The organism is Bremerella cremea (genome assembly GCF_039541315.1).
GTDB lineage: Bacteria > Planctomycetota > Planctomycetia > Pirellulales > Pirellulaceae > Bremerella > Bremerella cremea.
On record NZ_BAABFZ010000005.1, the window covers coordinates 1,399,021 to 1,418,426 of the forward strand.

At 56.5% G+C, this 19,406-nt stretch carries 18 protein-coding genes; 10 read left to right on the forward strand and 8 right to left on the reverse strand.

Annotated elements, in window-relative coordinates:
* Positions 1 to 411: a gamma-glutamylcyclotransferase family protein gene (locus tag ABD890_RS22535; protein ID WP_345094798.1), complete on the forward strand. Its 411-nt coding sequence runs from the start codon at positions 1 to 3 to the stop codon at positions 409 to 411.
* On the opposite strand, the gene ABD890_RS22540 is transcribed toward ABD890_RS22535, so the two are convergent.
* From ABD890_RS22540 to ABD890_RS22550, 3 genes are all read right to left on the reverse strand, one after another.
* Positions 396 to 1,418, reverse strand: a complete 1,023-nt coding sequence (locus ABD890_RS22540; protein WP_345094799.1) for a helix-turn-helix transcriptional regulator — start codon at positions 1,416 to 1,418, stop codon at positions 396 to 398. The genes ABD890_RS22535 and ABD890_RS22540 overlap by 16 nt on opposite strands.
* Positions 1,419 to 1,543: 125 nt before the next feature.
* Positions 1,544 to 2,929: an excinuclease ABC subunit UvrC gene (locus ABD890_RS22545; RefSeq protein WP_345094801.1), complete on the reverse strand. Its 1,386-nt coding sequence runs from the start codon at positions 2,927 to 2,929 to the stop codon at positions 1,544 to 1,546.
* A gap of 146 nt (positions 2,930 to 3,075) precedes the next feature.
* Entirely contained in the window at positions 3,076 to 4,893 is a 1,818-nt protein-coding gene (locus ABD890_RS22550; protein ID WP_345094803.1) for a phospho-sugar mutase, read from the reverse strand.
* 219 nt (positions 4,894 to 5,112) lie between these two features.
* Between ABD890_RS22550 and glmM the strand changes: the two genes are divergently transcribed.
* Entirely contained in the window at positions 5,113 to 6,459 is a 1,347-nt protein-coding gene (glmM, locus tag ABD890_RS22555; protein ID WP_345094805.1) for a phosphoglucosamine mutase, read from the forward strand.
* On the opposite strand, the gene ABD890_RS22560 is transcribed toward glmM, so the two are convergent.
* The 3 genes from ABD890_RS22560 to ABD890_RS22570 are packed head-to-tail and all read right to left on the reverse strand — an operon-like array spanning position 6,456 to position 9,744.
* A complete protein-coding gene (locus ABD890_RS22560; RefSeq protein ID WP_345094807.1) occupies positions 6,456 to 7,040 on the reverse strand; it encodes a hypothetical protein in 585 nt (194 codons plus the stop codon). The two genes, glmM and ABD890_RS22560, sit on opposite strands and share 4 nt — an antisense overlap.
* A gap of 28 nt (positions 7,041 to 7,068) precedes the next feature.
* A complete protein-coding gene (gene serS, locus ABD890_RS22565) occupies positions 7,069 to 8,349 on the reverse strand; it encodes a serine--tRNA ligase (protein ID WP_345094809.1) in 1,281 nt (426 codons plus the stop codon).
* A gap of 24 nt (positions 8,350 to 8,373) precedes the next feature.
* A complete protein-coding gene (locus ABD890_RS22570) occupies positions 8,374 to 9,744 on the reverse strand; it encodes a dipeptidase (RefSeq protein WP_345094811.1) in 1,371 nt (456 codons plus the stop codon).
* A gap of 185 nt (positions 9,745 to 9,929) precedes the next feature.
* Between ABD890_RS22570 and ABD890_RS22575 the strand changes: the two genes are divergently transcribed.
* The 8 genes from ABD890_RS22575 (at position 9,930) to ABD890_RS22610 (ending at position 17,322) form a co-directional block, all read left to right on the forward strand.
* Complete coding sequence (locus ABD890_RS22575) at positions 9,930 to 10,289, forward strand: ATP-dependent Clp protease adaptor ClpS (protein ID WP_345094813.1); 360 nt, start codon at positions 9,930 to 9,932, stop codon at positions 10,287 to 10,289.
* A 66-nt stretch (positions 10,290 to 10,355) separates the two neighbouring features.
* Positions 10,356 to 11,636, forward strand: a complete 1,281-nt coding sequence (gene mtaB, locus ABD890_RS22580) for a tRNA (N(6)-L-threonylcarbamoyladenosine(37)-C(2))-methylthiotransferase MtaB (RefSeq protein ID WP_345094815.1) — start codon at positions 10,356 to 10,358, stop codon at positions 11,634 to 11,636.
* Between the two features lie 137 nt (positions 11,637 to 11,773).
* Entirely contained in the window at positions 11,774 to 12,721 is a 948-nt protein-coding gene (locus ABD890_RS22585) for a chemotaxis protein (protein WP_345094817.1), read from the forward strand.
* A 249-nt stretch (positions 12,722 to 12,970) separates the two neighbouring features.
* Positions 12,971 to 14,092 carry a hypothetical protein gene (locus ABD890_RS22590; protein ID WP_345094819.1) on the forward strand — a complete coding sequence of 374 codons (1,122 nt, stop codon included), beginning with the start codon at positions 12,971 to 12,973 and terminating at the stop codon, positions 14,090 to 14,092.
* Positions 14,093 to 14,262: 170 nt separating this feature from the next.
* Complete coding sequence (gene rdgB, locus ABD890_RS22595) at positions 14,263 to 14,904, forward strand: RdgB/HAM1 family non-canonical purine NTP pyrophosphatase (protein ID WP_345094821.1); 642 nt, start codon at positions 14,263 to 14,265, stop codon at positions 14,902 to 14,904.
* 134 nt (positions 14,905 to 15,038) lie between these two features.
* Positions 15,039 to 16,394 (forward strand): M20 metallopeptidase family protein, encoded by a 1,356-nt coding sequence (locus ABD890_RS22600; RefSeq protein ID WP_345094823.1) that lies wholly within the window; start codon positions 15,039 to 15,041, stop codon positions 16,392 to 16,394.
* Positions 16,394 to 16,765, forward strand: a complete 372-nt coding sequence (locus ABD890_RS22605; RefSeq protein ID WP_345094825.1) for a hypothetical protein — start codon at positions 16,394 to 16,396, stop codon at positions 16,763 to 16,765. The genes ABD890_RS22600 and ABD890_RS22605 overlap by 1 nt, the downstream gene beginning before the upstream one ends.
* A 50-nt stretch (positions 16,766 to 16,815) precedes the next feature.
* A complete protein-coding gene (locus ABD890_RS22610) occupies positions 16,816 to 17,322 on the forward strand; it encodes a hypothetical protein (RefSeq protein WP_345094827.1) in 507 nt (168 codons plus the stop codon).
* On the opposite strand, the gene ABD890_RS22615 is transcribed toward ABD890_RS22610, so the two are convergent.
* On the reverse strand, positions 17,319 to 18,320 hold the full coding sequence (locus ABD890_RS22615; RefSeq protein WP_345094828.1) for an ABC transporter ATP-binding protein: 1,002 nt from the start codon (positions 18,318 to 18,320) through the stop codon (positions 17,319 to 17,321). The two genes, ABD890_RS22610 and ABD890_RS22615, sit on opposite strands and share 4 nt — an antisense overlap.
* Before the next feature lie 24 nt (positions 18,321 to 18,344).
* On the reverse strand, positions 18,345 to 19,400 hold the full coding sequence (locus ABD890_RS22620; protein WP_345094830.1) for an ABC transporter ATP-binding protein: 1,056 nt from the start codon (positions 19,398 to 19,400) through the stop codon (positions 18,345 to 18,347).
* Between the last annotated feature and the right edge of the window lie 6 nt (positions 19,401 to 19,406).

Sequence of the window (19,406 nt, forward strand, 5' to 3'; positions counted from 1 at the left end):
ATGCCAGACATCGTTGCCTTCTTCGCCTACGGCACCTTGAAGCGGGGCGAATGCCGCGAGAAATGTTGGCCTTGCCGCCCTGTCGCGGTGCTGCGAGGTTCGACGCCAGGATCGTTATGGGAAGTCGCCGACTACCCAGGCCTGAAGCTCGAAGGTGAAACACGCGTGGTGGGCGAGTTGTGGCTGTTCGATGCCAAGCACGAGGCGAAACTGCTGGAAGTACTGGACGAAGTCGAAGGCTATCCGACCCTCTACACGCGCGAAGTGGTCGAGTGCGAGACGCTAGATGGCCAGCCAATTACGGCGACCACGTACGTCTACAATCGACCGATTCAGCCAACCTTTGAACAGGTGGAAGCCGATGCCCAGGGAATGATCAACTGGCGCGGTGACACTCAGCGTTTCTCATAGACTTCGGCCATCTTCATCACGCGAGCCTTGATCGCTTCCCGCGTCGACTTGGGCGAAAGAACTTCTGCCTCTGGCCCCAGGGCCAACACGCGGGGAATGATCTCTAGTTCGTGAGCCGCTTTCACGGTCAGCAGAACACTGCCATCGTCCTGGCGTTCTACCTTCTGCTCTGGGTGCCATGGGTCTTCGGTCACCCAATTGGCCGCGACTGCTGAGACTTTGATCTTAAAGTCCATCGATTCATGGGCGGCGAAGATCCCGATCGAGCCTCCCAGGTGCTCTTCCAAATCGAAATCTTTCGGCACCTTGAAGTAATCGTCGGTCACTTCCGCCTTCTTGAAGCGGTCGAGCTTCCAGTGACGAATGCGGTCGGGATCTTCCTCCGGCAGTTCGTTGGCGGCGGCCACGATATAGATACTGCCCTGATGGAAGACGATGCCGTAAGGTTCCAACCGACGCTGGCTTGGCGATGGTTGACCAGGCTTTTGATAGGCGACTTCGACGACGCGATGCTGATGAATGGCCCGGTTCAGGTTCTTTAACGCTCCTTCCTGGGCGGAATAGTTCTTCGCGGCCAGACCGGTCACATAAAGTACCTGACGATACTTGCGATAGTGATCCCAGGTCGTCTCGGGGAGTTGTTCTTGAATCTTCGTCCAGAAGGACTCGACACCAACCCAGAACGGCGTGCCTGACAAAGGCAGCAGCAGATCACGTCCGAGTGAAAGGGCAATCAACTCGGTCGCTGTCGCGGTGATCTTATGCATGCCGCGACCACTGGCGCCCAGCTTCCAGACGCGACCACGACCGGAGTCATGGACGTCGATATCGAGACCGGCAGATTGCAGCGATTCGATATCGCGACGCACGGTCCGAGTATGCAACGAAGTTAGACCAAGTTCGTCAACCAGCGCGTCACGGATTTCTTCCAGCAGGCATCCGTACCGATAACGTTCGAGAATCTGCAGGATCTTGTGCTGCCGAATGAGTTGCTCGTTACGAGCCATGCCGAATGCCTCCGTGCCGAAAGGGGGTGTCGCCGAACCAAGAGTTTACCCCAGCGCTGGTTTCGTTTCCATCGACCACAACCGGTTCGCGACCATCCAACTGGCCAGGGCGAAACCGATGCGATTTACTTCCCAAACGTCCGCTTTTCGCGTAACAGGTGATGGTAGTGCTGGGCGAAGCGATGCGACTCGTCCCGCACGTATTGCAGCAAACGCAGAGCGAACGAGTGACGACTCAACCGAATCGGTTCGCTCTCGCCAGGTCGATAGACTTCTTCTTCACGTTTGGCCAGCGAGATGACCGTCGGCGGCTCGATCCGCAGATCACGGAACGCCGCCATTGCTGCGTTCAACTGCCCTTTGCCACCATCGATCAGCAGAATATCGGGGAAGACTTCCGAGGTCTCGTTCAAACGTTTGAACCGTCGCGCTACGACCTCGTGAATGCTACGGAAGTCGTCGACGCCATCCACACCACGAATTTTGAAACGGCGATAGCCTGGCTTGAATGGCAACCCATCCAGAAACTGCACAAGGCTGGCGACCGTGTCGCTACCGCCCAAATGTGCGATGTCGACACCTTCGATCGTCCGCGGTGTGATCGACATCCCCAACACTTTTCGCAAACCAGCGAGCCCTTTTTTGGGGTCAACGTAGAACACTTCTGGCTGAGCGTGGGTTTCCAGTTCACCTCGTTCGTCGAGGCGTTCGATCATGCTGATCTCATCACGCAGCTTGGCGGCCTTTTCGAACTCCAGGTTCTTGGAAGCCTCCATCATTTCGTCTTGAAGCTGCTTGGTCAGACGCGATCGGTTCCCTTCCAGAAACATCTGCAACCGGCGAATGTCTTTGCGATATTCCTCTTTGCTGATCCGCAGATTGCACGGAGCCGTGCATTGATCGATGCTCGCCAGCAAACAGGGCCGGAACCATTTCCAGCGTTCGTCGTTCTCGTCGATATCGAGATCACAGGTACGGAACTTGAAGATCCGCTGCAAAACCTGAATGGCCCCACGCAAGGCGCTGGCACTGGTGAACGGTCCGTAAAGCTTGGCGTTCTTATCCTGCGGTTCGCGCGTGAACTCGACGCGGGGGAAGTCCTCGCGCTGGGTGATCATCAAGTACGGAAATGTCTTGTCGTCTTTTTGCTCTTTGTTGTACTTCGGCTGGACATCTTTGATCAGCCGCGATTCCGCCAGCAGGGCGTCGACTTCGCTCTCGGTTTCCAGAAAGTCAGCGTCGGCGATCTCGTTTACCCAATAGCCGGTCCGCTGATCGATGGCCGCTTCAGCCAGAAAATAGGAACCGGCACGCGATCGAAGGTTCTTCGCTTTGCCAACATAGATGACACGTCCCTTATCATCTTTGAAGATGTAGACGCCTGACGTAGTCGGAAATTTACGGACCTTGTCCGCAGTCAGCGTAAAGGCGACATGCTCGGCAGGCCGACCTTGGCTGTCCGATGATTCTGGCGGGGTCGATTCGGCTTCCGGATTCAGATTTTCTGCCATGACTCAACGAGGCTAGGGTGTACAAGATTCCATCATTGGATTTTAACCCTAACCCGCAGTTTTGGCAGTACGAACAACCGCGAACCAGAGAGGACTGCATCGATTGCCCCCGCCCATGGGGCAGGGGCAACGTGTTTACAATGCTCTTAGACGCTTTCGGCAAATGCCTTCAGGTCGTTCTCGAAGGCATCGAGACGGGCTTCCATCTCTTCCTGGGCAGCATTCATCAGCGAAAGCTGCTCGGCCGGAACGTACGAGAACATATAGAACTTGACCTTCGGCTCGGTTCCGGAAGGACGCACAGCGACGTAATTGTCGTCTTCCAGATCGAGGATTACCATGTTGCCCTTGGGACCGTTCAGCTTCGAGGTCTGACCGTCTGCGGTGGTGATCGTGTCGTTCAAATAGTCGCGAACCTGGACCAGCTTCAAGCCCCCCACCGAAGCTGGTGGTTCAGCGCGGAACTTGCCCATCAGCTTCTGCATGTTGGCCATGCCTTCGCTGCCAGGCATTTTCTGGTTGAGCAGACGTTCGGCATGGTAGCCATGTTGCCACCACAACGACTCGAGCTTCTCGTGCAGCGACTTGCCTTCCTTCTTGCAATTGGCAGCCAACTCGGCCAGCAGCATTGCGGCGACCGAAGCATCTTTGTCGCGAGCGTATTGTCCGACGAGGTAGCCGTGCGACTCTTCACAACCGAACAGGAACTTGTCGGGACCTTCTTCGTCCATCGTTCCACCGATGTACTTGAAGCCGACCTGCAAGTTGCCACAAGTCCGCACGCCGTAGCTTTCGGCAATCCGGCGAACCATTTCGGTGGTGACCAAGGTCTTCACAACGTAGTGATCGGCCGTCAGACCGCCACCTTTCTTGCGTTCCGACAGAACGTGATCGGCCAGCAGGACGGCGATCTGATTGCCGGTGAAGGTGCCCCATTCGCCGGTGGTGTCCATCGAACGAGGAGCAGCACACCCGAGCCGATCGCTATCGGGATCAGTCGCCAGGATCAGCTCCGAGTCGTCCTTCTTGGCCTGATCGATGATGATATCGAAAACGGCCGGATTCTCGGGATTCGAGACGTGGCCTGGGACGTTCGGGAAGTCGCCGCTTTGTTCAGCATGCGGACCAAAGAGGGCAACGTCTTTGAAGTTATCCGCGGCCAGGACTGGCAGCACGGCCGAAGCCCCCACACCATGCAGCGGCGAGTAAAGGATCTTCACGTTGCGTGGACCGTCGAACTTCTGCTGCGAAACGGCACTGACGAAAGCGTCGTCCGTTTCCTGCGTGCACAGCACAACTTTGTTTTCCGAAACCGCGGCGTCGAACTCGACACCTAGCGGAATCTCTTGCACGTTCATCACGTTGTCGATGATCTTCGCATCGTGCGGAGGCATCACCTGACCACCGGTCGACCAATAGACTTTCACGGCGTTGTCGCTTGGTGGATTGTGGCTGGCGGTGACCATGATCCCGCACGAACACTTCTTGTAGCGAACCAGGAACGAGAGTTCTGGCGTGCTGCGATAATCATCCAGGAAATAGACCGTGAAGCCGTTCGACACCATGATCCGAGCACAAAGCTCGGCAAATTCACGCGAGCGATGACGGGTATCGTAGGCAATCGCACACGAAAGATCACCGCTGACAGTCGCCTTGACGTATTCAGCGAGGCCCTGGGCACTTTCGCCGATGGTGCGTTCGTTGATGGCATTCGAGCCGATCGGGTACATTTTGCCGCGGCGACCGCCGGTTCCAAACGGAATGATCGTCCAGAAGGCGTCGTCCAGCTCTTTCCACTTGCCCGAGGTGATGTGCTCGGCGACCTGGTCGGCATAGCGAGCGTATCGGGCTTCGGTCAGCCAGATTTCGATGTTATCGGCCGCGCTAGCGGTGATCTTGCCGTCGACGGTGGCCTGTTTGACTTGCTCGAGAAGAGCACTGGTATCGAGATCGCTGCCGCTCATAGGTTGTCCCCATTACAAAGTCTTTCGGAATCACCCGATTTTAAGGCAACCCCCTCACAATCATCAATTGGGCGAACTGCCCCAGGGGGAATTCTTCACTTTCATGAAGTGCCGATCGAATCGATCACGCCAACAACGCGGTTTTTGTTTTATAGTAGGTGGGATGTGATCGTACGCCGCTGGCATTAGCAACCACCACCATCGAACCATCGCTCAGGCATGACTCAACAACCGATCATCAGTGTTTCCGGATTGCGAGGAATTTTAGGGCTGAGCCTCTCTCCCGAGACAATCAGCCGCTATGTCGCCGCCTTTGTCGAGCAGCTTCCCGACGGAAGTATTTTGCTGGCCCGCGACGGAAGACCTAGTGGCCATGCCATTGGTCAAATTATCCAGGGAACTATCAATCTGCTTGGTCGTGACGTGCTGGACGCTGGCGTGGCGGCCACCCCAACCGTGGGTGTTCTGACGCGGCAATACCGCTGCACCGGTGCCATTCAGATTTCAGCTAGTCACAATCCCCCTGAATACAATGGATTGAAGCTGATGGGAGCCGATGGTCGGGTGATCTCGGCCGAACGTGGTGCCCAGGTCAAAGCTGCCTATCTCGCCCAGCCAATTACCTGGGCTCCGTGGAACGAGATCGGCGTCACAACCCGCTGCGAAGAAACCGTCAACGAGCATATCAAGAAGGTCCTTGCGACCATCTCGGCTGGCCCGATCCAAAAGAAGAAATACAAAGTTCTGCTCGACTCGAATGGTGGAGCCGGAAGCATTGTTGGAAAGAAGCTGCTGCAGGAGTTGGGCTGTGACGTCGAAGTGCGTGGCGAAGAGCCGAACGGAGACTTCCTCCATTCTCCGGAACCGACGGAAGCCAACTTGCGAACGGTGGCTGAGGACGTTCGCGAAGGAAAATATGATGTTGCCTTCTGCCAAGACCCCGATGCCGACCGCCTGGCGGTGATCGACGAAACAGGTCGTTACATTGGTGAAGAGTACACCGTGGCACTTTGCCTGCAGAATGTTCTTTCGCAGCGAAAAGGTGCGGTGGTCATCAATGGTGCGACAAGCCGCATGAACGAAGAGATCGCGGCGAACTTCAAGTGCCCGATCTATCGCAGCGCCGTCGGCGAAGCGAACGTGACCCAGGAAATGATGTTCCGCGATGCCGTCTTCGGTGGCGAGGGCAATGGTGGTCCGATCGATCCGCTGGTTGGCTACATTCGCGACAGCTTCGTCGGGATGGCCAACATCCTGGAACTGATGACCAAAAAGAAGAAGCCAATCAGCAAGCTGGCCGACGCGCTCCCCCGCTACGAAATCGTAAAACACAAGGTCGAGCTGAACCCGGAAGAACTTCCGGCAGGCTTCGATCGCCTGAAGCATCAGTATGGCAATGCTCAACTGGACGAAGGGGATGGTCTTCGCTTTACCTGGAAAGATCGTTGGCTGATCGCCCGAGCCAGCAACACCGAACCGATCATTCGCGTCATTGCCGAGTCGAAGTCGCTGGAAGAGAGCGAAGAAATGTGCATCAGCGCGGCTCGCACACTCCGCGGGATTTAGTCGACCATCGGGTAGATCTGGTATTCCTCGGGAAACCAGTTGGCGAGCAAGTAGGCCGGTGTTTCAGGAAATCGGCGTAGGACCTCTTGTGGTTTCCCTTCCACCAGGTAGCCCTTTCCCTCTGCGGGATCGAGCTGCGTTTCCTGGCACTGTCGGGCAAACTGTTCCAGCTCCGATGAATTCCAGGCGGCAGAGTTCACGGGAACTTCACGCATCGAATCGAGTGGTGGTTGCTGCGAGAGGTCTTCCGCAGTCCACCAGATCCGTCGCCCTTCTTTAGGCGAAGGACTCTCGACGAGAAACGTCCCACGCGAGATCTGCTGCAACTCTGGAAGCTTATCAGGCGAGATGCACCGTCCCTGAGCCACTAGTGAAAGCCTCAGGGATTCGTCTTCTTCTCGCAATCGCTGTCTCGCCCGGCGATGGGCAGGAAAATTCAGCAGCGAATAGAACATGATGATCGGGCCAATGACCATGATCGCGATCAGCAGAGCCATCATCACCACGACCGCGACTGGAAACATCAGTACGATCAGCGGCCATGCCCACCAGGGAGGCAGTTCTAACTTGGGTGATGCCAAGATTCATACCTCCCTGATGCGATGACGACTAACGCGGGCCAATCTTATCGATACCCATGTACGGTCGCAGCACTTCTGGCACTTCGATCGTGCCGTCGGCCTGCTGATAATTTTCCAGCACGGCAATCAAACCACGGCTCAAGGCGATGGCCGTTCCGTTGAGGGTGTGCGCGAAGTGTGTTCCCTTCTCGCCCTTGACCTTGTAGCGAATGTTGAGTCGACGAGCCTGGTAGTCGGTGCAGTTCGACGTGCTGGTCACTTCGCCCCATTCGCCTGCTTCGCCACGTCCTGGCATCCAGGCTTCCAGGTCGAACTTACGGTAAGCAGGTCCGCCCAGATCGCCGGTAGCCGTGTCGACGACGCGATAAGGGATCTTCAGGCCATCGAAGATCTTGCATTCCAGTTCACAGAACTTGTTGAGCGTCGCTTCGCTGTCTTCTGGCAGCGTGAACGCGAACATCTCGACCTTCGTGAACTGATGCACGCGATAAAGACCACGCGAAGCGCGACCGGCGGCCCCTGCTTCGGTGCGGTAGCAGTGGCTGATCCCACAGAACAGCTGCGGCAGTTGCTCGGCTTCCAAAACCTTACCGGCATACATGCCGCCCAAGGTGATTTCGGCCGTTGCGACCAGGTTCAGGTCGGTATTCTCGATGCTGTAGATCTGCGTTTCAGGACCACGCGGAATGAAGCCGACCCCGTGCAGAATCTCGGTGCGAGCCATGTCGGGCGTGATCGTCGGGACAAAGCCTTCCTTCATCAACAAGCTGAGCACATATTGCTGCAGCGCGAGCTCCAGCAGAACGGCTTCGTTCTTCAAATAATAGAACCCTGCCCCGGCGACCTGAGCCCCTGCCTCGAAGTCGATCAGGTCGAGCTTTTCGCCCAGTTCGACGTGGTCGAGAACCGGGAAGTCGAACTTGCGGGCTTCGGTCGCACCGCGGCGCAGTTCGAGGTTCGCCTTGTCGTCTTCGCCGATCGGAGCATCGGGATGCGTCAGGTTCGGAATGATCCGCAAGATGTCGACGATCTGAGCTTCGAGCGAATCGACTTCGGTCGAAGCGGCGTCTTTCAATTCTCGCAAGCGTTTGCCTTCGGCCACGATCTTCGGGCGATCTTCGGCCGAGGCCTTGCCGATCGACTTATTGATCTCGTTGGCCTGGCGGTTGAACTCTTCTGCTTCCTGCAGCTTGGCCTTGCGTGACGTTTCTAGCGAGACGACTTGGTCGACATCTGCCTGAACGCCACGATCGACGCAGTTCTTCTTTACGAGTTCGACGTTTTCGACAACAAACTTCCGGTCGAGCATGGGTGAGGTCTTTTTGGTTGAATCCTACTTGGTGATTTTTGCGATTTCCGCCCAGAGCAGAGCGCTGGCTTCGATGCCACGCTGAAAGTCGCCGAGGTTGAATTTTTCGTTTGGGCTGTGGGTGTTATCGTCATCCAGGCCCCAGCCCAGCAGCAATACGTCCGACTTCAATTGTTCGGCGAAGTTGGCAACGATCGGAATCGATCCACCTTCACGAATCAAGACAGGAGCATTGCCGAAGCCCTGCTCGATGGCATCCTTCGCCGCCTGGATGTAGGGGCTATCGGTCGATACCACAAAACCAGGCGAACCATGATGTGCCGTCAACTCCATCTTCATCCCTGGAGGGCAGATCTTGGTGAGATGTTCACGCAAAGCATCCGCGATCTTGTCAGGGCACTGATCCGGGACCAGGCGGCAACTGAACTTGGCCGAAGCGACGCCCGGCAGAACGGTCTTGGCGCCTTCCCCCTGGTAACCGCTGGTCAGACCATTGATATCGAGGGTGGGACGAGCCCAGCGACGTTCGAGCGTCGTGTAACCTTCTTCGCCATGGACCGCGTCGATACCGAGTTGCTTTTTGAAGCTCTCCTCGTCGAATGGCAGTTCGGCGAAGTTCTCGCGTTCGTCCCCGGTCAGCGGCTTCACGTCGTCGTAGAAGCCAGGGATATGAATCCAACCATGTTCGTCGACCAGCGAGCCCAGCATGGAGCACAGCGTATTGGCTGGGTTACGCACACTGCCGCCGAACGTTCCGCTATGCAGGTCGCGGTTGGGGCCAGTCAGCTTCAATTCAAAGTAAGCAATCCCCTTCAGCCCGTAGGTAATCGCAGGCTGACCTGGGCCAAACTGGCTACAGTCGCTGATTACAACCACATCGTTGGCCAGCAGCTCTTTGTTTTGCTCGATGAAAGGACCAAGGCTGGCACTGCCGATTTCCTCTTCCCCTTCGATAAGGAACTTAACCTGGATTGGCAGCTCGCCGACCGATTTCATCCAGGCCATTGCTCCCAAAACATGAGTCAGCATCTGGCCTTTATCGTCGGTGGCCCCTCGGGCGACGATGTTGCCGTCGCGGACCGTGGGCTCAAACGGGGGGGTCGTCCACAGCTCAAGTGGTTCTGGAGGCTGGACGTCATAGTGTCCATAAACCAGGGCTACTGGTTTGCCAGGAACTGGTGGGCTTTGTGCGAAGACGATCGGATGTCCCTCGGTGGGAATCACTTGCGTCTCGAACTTGAGTTCTCGGAAGCGATCCGCCACCCACTCGGCAGCGGTCTTCACGTCACCTTTATGCCGACTGTCGGTGCTAACACTGGGAATTCGGAGCAGCTCTTTCAGCGACTCGACGAAGGCTTCGCGGTTCTCTTCCAGAAAAGTTTTCAGATCCGGCATGTCTTATCCAATCGAACGTGAGCGAGACCGGCTTTGCGTCGGGAAACGGCGAAATTAACTTCCGACCCGCAAAGCCGTACAATATAATACGACTCGCAGGAAATGGACATTGCACAGGGGCCCCCCGCGATCAATTCGAGGTTTCTTATTGGGCCCTTTTCCCGTTGATTTTTGAGATTTTGCCCGTGGGTGACTCCAATACGTCCGTAGCTGAACCTCAGGAAGAGACTATCGTCAGAACGAAGTCGAAGCCGAAGAAGAAGCCAAAACCGAAGCGTCAACCGCGGTACCACGTTGTGCTGTGGAACGATGACGACCACACCTACGAATACGTCATCCTGATGATGCACGAACTGTTCGGCCACCCGGTCGAAAAGGGGTTCGAGATCGCCAAAACGGTCGATGCTGATGGAAAAGCGATCTGTCTGACGACCACCAAAGAGCACGCCGAGCTGAAACGGGACCAGATCCATGCCTATGGCAAGGACGAACTGATTGCCCGTTGTCGGGGTTCGATGTCTTCCACGATCGAGCCGGAGTGCTAAAATCGGGGATTCCCCTGTAATCTCCGTCTTTCATGGGGCGTTGCCACGTCCCAGATCTGTCTGCCGATGAGCGATCTCAAGCTGAAGACCCTGACGCTAGGGTGCAAGGTCAACCAATACGAAACCGAACTCGTTCGCGAGGGATTGGTACGCGGTGGCTACCGAGACGCGGTCGATACGGAATCGGCCGATGTGTGCGTGGTGAATACCTGCACGGTCACCAACGAGGGGGATTCCAAGAGCCGCCAGGCCATTCGTCGTCTGGCTCGGGACAACCCGAACTCGCGGATCGTGGTGATGGGCTGCTATGCGACCCGGGCCCCGGAAGAGCTGAAACAGCTACCCAACGTTTCCGAAGTCGTCACTGACAAACGCGAGATCCCAGACCTTTTGGGCCGCATGGGTGTGATCGATATCCCGGATGGCATTTCTCGCTTTGGCGATCGGCACCGTGCGTATGTGAAGGTGCAAGATGGCTGTCTGCTTCGCTGTAGCTTCTGCATCATCCCTTACGTCCGCCCCGAGATGTACAGCCGTCCTTCGCCTGAGATTGTCGACGAAGTCCGACGTCTGGCCGAGAACGGATTCCGCGAGATTGTGCTAACGGGCATCCATCTGGGACATTATGGGGTCGATCTGAACAAGGGGAAGCCGAAAGCCGATTGGGTTCGCTTGGCCCAGTTGATGGCTCAGCTTTCGCAAATCGACGCGGACTTCCGAATCCGACTGTCCAGCATCGAAGCCACCGAAGTCACCAAAGAGCTAATAGAAGTGATGGCTCAGTACCCCGACAAGATCTGTCCGCACCTGCATATCTCGATGCAAAGTGGATCAGACTCGGTGCTGCGGCGGATGCGTCGCCGCTGGGGCAGTCAGCGTTTTGTCGATCGCTGCAAGTTGCTGCAAGACTCGCTCGACAAGCCTTCAATTTCGACCGATATCATCGTCGGCTTTCCAGGGGAGACCGAAGAAGAGTTCCTCGAGACATGCGCCGTTTCTGAAACGGTGGGCTTCTCGAAGATCCACATCTTCCCTTTCAGCCCCCGCAAGGGAACCCCGGCCGCCGAGATGACCGATCAGGTCCCTGGCGACGTGAAATCGGATCGTCGCGCCCGACTGGCCGCTGTGGAAGACCGCACCCGCGAGGCTTATTACCAGAGCCTTGTCGGGGATACGCTGGACGTGCTGATTGAAGCGGAAGATCGTGACAATCCGCTTTTGGCAACCGGAACATCTTGTCGGTACGCTCAGACCTTTGTAGACCGCTCGCAGGTCGAAATTGGCCAGCGTTATCAGGTCAAAATCGATCGTGCCGCTTCGCACGGAATCTTCGGATCGATCGTTTAATCGATCCAATTGGCAAATTTCGCCGCCCTCAAAAAATGCTAGCATCTGTGTGCTAGCTTTCCGATTAGAAGATCGTTGAATCAACCGTTTTCGGCGAACGTTCTCCAAAGTCGGTCTTAGTGGGCAGCAGCGAAATCATGACATCACAAGCATCTAAAATCGGAATTAATACCGGCATTCTGCTGGAAGCAGGCACCAACGAAGCAGAAATCCTGGTCTTTGAAGTCGGTGGCCAGACCTTCGGCGTGAATGTGGCGAAGGTGAAAGAAGTTCTGGGCATCACCCGGGTGACCAGCCTTCCCGAAGGACACCCTTCGATTGAAGGTGTGGTCCGCATTCGCCAGGATGTGGTCTCGCTGATCAACCTGGGCCATTTCCTGTATGGCGACACAGAAGAAGCCGCCTCGCACGAAACCGATTGTTTGCTGTTGCTGGAATTTAACCAGCGTCCCCTCGCCTTCCGCGTCAATCGCGTCCATCGCATTTATCGCGTGAGCTGGAAAGCAACACGACCGCTGCCAAACACGTTAGGCATGAACGCCCCGATCACCAGTGTGGTGTTGATTGATGGCAAACTGGTCCAGATCCTCGATTTCGAGTCGATCGGAACCGAAGTTGCCGGCATCAGCGACGAAACCATGCCCGGTGTCAACCGGATCGACGCTCCGAACATTCCTGTCGTCTTCGCCGAAGACTCGCGGATGATCTCAGAGATGATTCAGGATCACCTGCAAGAGTCAGGCTTCTCGAACATCCACGGCTTTGTCGACGGTCAGGCCGCCTGGGAATACCTGGAAGCCCTCGCCGAAGACGAAACGGTTGATTCGATCCTCGACAAAGTTGGCATTTTGATTACCGATATCGAAATGCCACGCATGGACGGTTTCAGCCTCGCCAAGAACCTGCGGATGCACCCGGTCCTGGCACGCATTCCGATCCTGATCTTCTCGTCGCTGGTTTCTAAAGACAATCAGAAGAAGGGCCTGCAAGTCGGGGTCGACGCTCAGGTCTCGAAACCACGCTACGGTGAACTGGTCGAAAAGGCTCGCCAGTTGATTGGCTTGTCGGAACTGGTCGAGGCATAAGCGAAGTCGCTATCTGCCTGAGATGGATGGGCCAACGATCTGATTTTAGATTCGGTGCACCGATCCGACTTGCCATGAAAGCCACTCCGCTAGCAGTCTAGCGGAGAGATCGTCTGAATTCAGGGCGTTTTCTCTCAAGATTCGCCTTGTCGTGACCGACACCGACTTGCTACTGTTCCCCGACACGAAACCGGTCCAGGCTCGGACCGGCGCCGACGTATTGTTGTCACATGAGGGGAACAAGCAAGGATGTTTGTCCACACTAATTTGCGCCAGGCTCTTGCGATCGCCCTGGTTGCCGCTGCTGCTTCGACAACCTGGGCCGCGCCTCCTTGGGCCAGCCTGATTCCATTCCAGCGTGTGGAAGCGAGCAACGAGAAGAAGTACGAACTGACCGAAGCGAATGGTCCTTGGATGATCATGGCGACCAGCTTCACCGGTACCGGTGCCGAAAAGGATGCCAACGACCTGGTGCTCGAGCTTCGCAAAGACTTCGGCCTCGAAGCTTACGTCTGGCATCAAAAGTACGACTACACCGACACCGTGGTCGGCAAGGGCTACGACCGTTACGGCGGCCCGAAGAAGATGAAGTACATGAACGATGTTTCGTACACCAGCTATGCGGTGCTAGTCGGAAACTACGAATCGGTAGACCAAAACGGTCTCGAAGGCATTCTGTCGAAGGTGAAGACCATTCATCCGAAGGTGTTCAAGACCGGTTACAGCGTCAAAGACGACACCATCAAGTCGATCCGCCGTCAGATCACCAACGCGATGAAATCGGAAGAGAACAAAGAAAAGGGCCCGATGGGCACTGCCTTTGTGACCCGCAATCCTCTGCTGCCGGAAGAATACTTCCGTCCTAAAGGCATGGACGAGCTGGTCATCGCGATGAACAAAGATTCGAAGCACAGCCTGCTGAACTGCCCTGGCAAGTACACCGTTCGCGTTGCCACTTTCCGTGGTGCCGTCGAAATGGATCAGAAGAAGATCCAAGAGATCGAACAGAAAAACATCGTCAGCGGGACCCGCCTGGCGAAAGCCGCTGAAAAGGCAGAGACACTCGCCTCGGCCCTCCGCGGTCAGGGCGTCGAAGCCTACTGCTTCCACGATCGCTCGGAGAGCATTGTGACCGTTGGTAGCTTCGAGACCGTTGGCTCGCCTCGCCGTGACGGCAAGATCGAGATCAATCCTCAGGTCAAACGCATCATGGACGGCTACAAGGGTTCGGAGACGGCGAACACCAGCACTCTGACGCCAGGCTTCAAGCCGAAGTCGCTCGCCGGGATCATGTTTGACGTGCAGCCTGTTCCTGTGGAAGTCCCACGTGTCAGCATCGCGGCGAACTACGCTCGCCCACCGGTTCGCTAATCGCCGCCAGCGAAAGCCTCCAGAACGGAAATCATCGAAAGGTTCCACCTATGTGTGGAACCTTTTTTATGCGCAGTTTTCCCGTTACGATGGCCCTCTCGGCGTGGTCCTACCCGCCGATCTGTTGTTGAACCTTCCCCGCTGGAAACCTGGCCCGAAAGACTTGCCCGATGCCTGATGCACGGCAGATGGTGCTTGGCACCTACAACCAAAAGAAACGAAACGAACTTCAGCAACTGCTGGCCCCGTTGGGGATCGAACTGAAGTCGCTCCAGGACTTTCCGGCCGCTATCGAAGTCGTCGAAGATGGGAACTCGTTCGGTGAGAACGCCGCCAAGAAGGCCACCCAACAGGCCGTGCACCTGAACCAGTGGGTCCTGGCGGAAGACAGCGGGCTGTGTGTCGATGCCCTGAAGGGAGCCCCAGGGATCTACTCAGCCCGGTTCTCGGGCGACGATGCGACCGACGAAAAGAACAACGATCTGCTACTCGAAAAGCTGGATGGCTTGCCGCCCGAAAAGCGTGGCGCTCACTATGTCTGCCACATCACCCTTTCCAACCCGGCCGGCGAGGTGATCCTGGAATCGGAAGACAAGTGCCACGGACGGATTATGACGGAGCGACACGGCACGCACGGGTTCGGCTATGATCCGCTCTTTCAGATTCGTGAGTACCACCTGACCTTCGGCCAACTGGGCCCAGCCGTAAAAGGGCTGATCAGCCACCGAGCGAAAGCCACGCGTGCTTTTTTGGCCGGTCTGCGCCAGATGCTGGATCAAAACCCAGAACTTTTGCGGCAAGAAACAAAATAAGCAGACGCCGTTGGATGAATCACCGACGTCTGCTCGTATAAAATTAGACCGTGCTATAATCTACCGGGGATCTTAATCTCTTTTTCCCCGACATTGCAAGCCTTAAACCGCACCTTTTTCTGAGAAATTCTCCCATGAGCCGGGCTCACGTTCTTCTGCGCATTGCTGGGCTGTTGCTTCTTACCTCGACCACACTGGGCACCCCCTCGCGTGCGATGGCCGATCCCCCAGAACCGCAGATCGAGACGCTCAAGACTTGGGTGAAGAATGAACACGACTCGCTGATAGAAGTCTATCGCCACTTCCATACCACCCCGGAGCTTTCGTTCGAGGAGGTCGAAACGGCCAAGCACCTCGGCAAGCTGCTCTCCGAAGCAGGCTACGAAGTGACACCATCGATCGGCGGGAATGGATTGGTGGCGATCCTGAAGAACGGCGACGGCCCGACCGTCATGCTGCGAACCGACTTGGATGCCCTGCCGGTGACCGAAAACACCGAGCTTGTCTACGCCTCGAAGAAGGTCGTTCAGCTTGAAGACGGGACCTCGACCGGCGTGATGCATGCTTGTGGTCACGATATCCATATGACCAACGTCGTAGGTGTTGCCCGCTTCATGGCGTCGCATCGCGACTACTGGAAAGGGACGCTGATGATCATTGGCCAGCCGGCCGAAGAGAAAGGCGAAGGGGCCAAAGCGATGCTCAAAGGTGGCCTGTTCGAGCGTTTCCCAAAGCCAGACTTCGCGATTGCCCTGCATGTCGATCCGAATCTGCCAACCGGCACCGTCGGCTACCGCAGCGGCTACGCGATGGCCAACGTCGACAGTGTCGACATTCGGATCAAAGGAAAAGGTGGCCATGGCGCTCATCCCGATGCCACAGTCGACCCGATCGTGGAAGCCGCTCAGTTGATCCTCGATCTACAAACGGTGGTCAGCCGCGAGTTGGATCCCGCAGAGCCCGCCGTGATCACGGTCGGGGCCATCCATGGTGGCACGAAACACAACGTTATCGGGGATGACTGTTTGTTGCAGTTGACCGTTCGTAGCTATGGGGACGAAACACGCAAGCATCTGATTGAAGCCATCAAACGGAAGGCTAAGGCGGTCGCGATCAGCTATCGTGCTCCGGAACCAGAGATCACGGTCTCGGAAGGGACGCCCAGCCTGTTCAACGACAAGCAGTTGACCTGGCAGATCGTTCGCACGTTCAACCATGCCCTCGGTGAGGATCAAGTCGTCCCGGTCGAGCCTTCGATGGGAGGAGAAGACTTCAGCCGCTATGGGATCGCCGGCGTTCCGATTTTTATGTTCCGCTTGGGGTCGGTCGATCAGAAGCGTCTGGCTCGTTTCAAGCAGTTGGGACAAGAGCCACCATCGCTTCACTCGCCTCTATATTACCCCGATGCCGATGAGTGCCTTTCCACGGGGGTCACGGCCACGTCGATCGCGCTGCTGGAACTCTTCCAGAACCCCGCGGAAAAAGAGTGATGCCGGGACGGACGTGGGTTGTTCTGGGTATTGTGTATGCCCTTCTGGTAGCACTGGGCATCACCGGCTTGGTGCATGCGCGCACGTGGGTGCTGGCAACGTACGACACCCCCAGCGAGACAGAAAAGTGGAACGATTTTCGTCAGGCGATTAGCGAAGGGCAAAATGAAGGCCATTCGCCCGTCAAACGAAGGACACCAGGTAGCCAGCAGCCCCCTATCAAGATTCTGTTTTCAGAGAACTTTGCTGCTATCGTCATCTGGTCGATCGTTTTTCTGAGTATCCTATATTGGAGCGTGGGAATAATGATGGTCGGTGCACTGCGAACACCTAGTCATGTTCCTGCGTCGGATGATGACGCACCCCATTGATTTAGACACCAGAACGCCCCGTTTCATCGGGAAGTATTGATCGGCGATTTATGGCTCCATCCAGCCGGGAATTCGAGACCCAATCGCCGGAGTTATCCCTGGTAAGGCTGCCGATCCGCGACGACCACTTCGCTCAGGCCGCCATGGCCGTGATGCTGGTCGTGCTGGCTTCGTTGACCTACTCGGGGACCGTCAGCGTCTGGATCTCTTTAGTCGTCGTACTGGCCTGCCTGGTCGCCAGTTGGAAGATGTTCGTTCCGGTGAAAATCGACCTGGGACCACGCGGCATAATTCAGACATCGTTCCTCGGAAGCCGAAAGACCCCCTGGCGCGAAATCGCCCGGTATGAGCTACACGAGCAAGGGGTTGTCCTCTATCTGACACAGGACGAATCACCTTTGGCCGGCTTCACCTCGATCGATCTCGCTTGCCGGAAGATGCGGCCAGAATTGGAATCGATCGTCCGCTTCTACATGGAATCGCGTCGCCTGCGAACGGGCTCTTCGATTGTTCGCATGGCAGACGACTTCTCGAACTCGAAGTCGGAAGCGTCTTAGACGCCTGGGGCTTCTTTGCCGGCGAAGTAGCAAGCAGCCGGATGCGGCGTGCCTTCCAGCGGAGGTGCCCCATGGGTACACACCTCAGGCTGAACAATCGGACAGCGATCAGCAAACGGACAGCCAGGATAAAACGTGTCTGGCGACGGTACTTCGCCCTGCAGAACGATACGCTTCCGCTTGCGTTCGATATCAGGATCTGGCACAGGAATCGCCGAGAGCAACGCCTGGGTGTAAGGATGCATTGGATGCTGAAACAGTTCCTGCGACTGCGAGACTTCCACGATCCGACCAAGGTACATCACGGCGATACGATGCGAGATGTGCCGCACGACACTCAAGTCGTGGGCGATGAACACATACGCTACGCCCAATTTCTGCTGCAGATCCATCAGCAGGTTAATTACCTGAGCTTGAATCGAAACGTCGAGTGCGGAAATCGGTTCGTCACACACGATCACCTTGGGGCGTGCTGCCAGCGCCCGGGCAATGCCGATACGCTGACGCTGACCGCCAGAGAACTCGTGCGGGTAGCGATTCACGAAGCGGGGATTCAACCCGACGATATCCATCAACCGCATCACTTCCAGCTTACGATCGATGCCGCTCTTCAGTCCAAAGATCGTGAGTGGTTCACCAATGATCGAACCGACCGTCATTCGCGGGTTCAGCGAAGCGTACGGATCTTGAAAGATCATCTGCAGGTCGCTGCGATAACGTCGCATGCCGGACGGGGAAAGACCATCAATGCGTTTGCCATTGAGATAGATCTCGCCGTTGGTCGGCTTCACCAGGTTCATGATCGCGCGCGCCGTGGTCGACTTGCCGCAACCACTTTCCCCCACCAGGCCGAAGGTTTCGCCTGGCTTGACGTCGAACGAAACTCCATCGACAGCGCGCACCACTTCAGTCTGCGAAGCAAACCAGCTGCCACGACGAACTGGGAAATGTACCTGCAGATCGCGAACTTCGAGAACGGGCGTGATATCTAGGGACATGAATGCAATCGTGGATTGGAGTCGTTAGATGTGAGCACTTTGCGAAACCGGCGGGTCGAGCGCTGTCACGTCGCGAAGGCACGCGTGCTGCGTTCCGGAATCAACTTGAATCAGCGGTGGATCGATCTGCAAGCATTGCTCGATATGATATGGGCAGCGCGGGTAGAACGAGCACCCAGGAATTGGTTGACTCATCTCTGGTGGCTGGCCACTGACGGGCGAAAGCTTCGCACCGACTTCTTCGTCGATGCGTGGAATTGAGTTCAACAATCCCAGCGTGTAAGGGTGCCGCGGATCGGCGAACAAATCGTGAACCTTCGCCTGCTCGACCTTGCGGCCGGCATACATCACCAGCACGTCATTTGCCATGTTGGCAATCACCCCCAGATCGTGCGTGATCATCACGATCGCGGTGTTGTGCTCTTCCTGAAGCTTCTGCATAAGCTCCAGAATTTGGGCCTGAATCGTCACATCCAAGGCGGTGGTCGGCTCGTCGGCGATCAGAATCTCAGGATCGCAAGACAAGGCCATCGCAATCACCACCCGCTGACGCATACCGCCAGAAAATTCGTGCGGGTAATTGAAGACGCGACGCTTTGCCCCGGGGATGCCGACTTTTTCGAGCATCTCGATCGCACGATCTAGTGCTTCGTTGTACGACAGCCCGAGGTGCTTGCGAGTCACCTCGGTCAACTGCTCGTCGATGGTCAGAAACGGATTGAGCGTCGTCATCGGATCCTGGAAGATCATGGCGATGCGGTTGCCTCGAATTTTCGAGAGCTCTTTATCGCTCATCTTCAGCAGGTCTTTGCCGGCGTACATGGCGGACCCGCTGGTGATCTTTCCGGGAGGTTGTGGGATCAGGCCCAGCATGGCCAGGTTGGTGACCGACTTGCCCGAGCCAGACTCGCCCACGATGCCCAACGTTTCACCGGCACGCAGGTCGAAATTGACGCCGCGAACCGCCTTGTAGATACCATCGTCGGTACGAAACTCGACCGCCAGGTCACGCACTTCCAGCAGCACTTTGCCGCTGGAAGAATTCGTCGAGGAGTGATTCGTTGTTGTTTCTTCAGCCACGACTTA

Bases quoted from the DNA above. Each gene is read 5' to 3' on its own strand.
- ABD890_RS22535 (WP_345094798.1), top strand. From the start codon at position 1: ATGCCAGACATCGTTGCCTTCTTCGCCTACGGCACCTTGAAGCGGGGC.
- ABD890_RS22540 (WP_345094799.1), bottom strand. From the start codon at position 1,418: ATGGCTCGTAACGAGCAACTCATTCGGCAGCACAAGATCCTGCAGATT.
- ABD890_RS22545 (WP_345094801.1), bottom strand. From the start codon at position 2,929: ATGGCAGAAAATCTGAATCCGGAAGCCGAATCGACCCCGCCAGAATCA.
- ABD890_RS22550 (WP_345094803.1), bottom strand. From the start codon at position 4,893: ATGAGCGGCAGCGATCTCGATACCAGTGCTCTTCTCGAGCAAGTCAAA.
- glmM (WP_345094805.1), top strand. From the start codon at position 5,113: ATGACTCAACAACCGATCATCAGTGTTTCCGGATTGCGAGGAATTTTA.
- serS (WP_345094809.1), bottom strand. From the start codon at position 8,349: ATGCTCGACCGGAAGTTTGTTGTCGAAAACGTCGAACTCGTAAAGAAG.
- ABD890_RS22570 (WP_345094811.1), bottom strand. From the start codon at position 9,744: ATGCCGGATCTGAAAACTTTTCTGGAAGAGAACCGCGAAGCCTTCGTC.
- mtaB (WP_345094815.1), top strand. From the start codon at position 10,356: ATGAGCGATCTCAAGCTGAAGACCCTGACGCTAGGGTGCAAGGTCAAC.
- ABD890_RS22585 (WP_345094817.1), top strand. From the start codon at position 11,774: ATGACATCACAAGCATCTAAAATCGGAATTAATACCGGCATTCTGCTG.
- ABD890_RS22590 (WP_345094819.1), top strand. From the start codon at position 12,971: ATGTTTGTCCACACTAATTTGCGCCAGGCTCTTGCGATCGCCCTGGTT.
- rdgB (WP_345094821.1), top strand. From the start codon at position 14,263: ATGCCTGATGCACGGCAGATGGTGCTTGGCACCTACAACCAAAAGAAA.
- ABD890_RS22600 (WP_345094823.1), top strand. From the start codon at position 15,039: ATGAGCCGGGCTCACGTTCTTCTGCGCATTGCTGGGCTGTTGCTTCTT.
- ABD890_RS22605 (WP_345094825.1), top strand. From the start codon at position 16,394: ATGCCGGGACGGACGTGGGTTGTTCTGGGTATTGTGTATGCCCTTCTG.
- ABD890_RS22610 (WP_345094827.1), top strand. From the start codon at position 16,816: ATGGCTCCATCCAGCCGGGAATTCGAGACCCAATCGCCGGAGTTATCC.
- ABD890_RS22615 (WP_345094828.1), bottom strand. From the start codon at position 18,320: ATGTCCCTAGATATCACGCCCGTTCTCGAAGTTCGCGATCTGCAGGTA.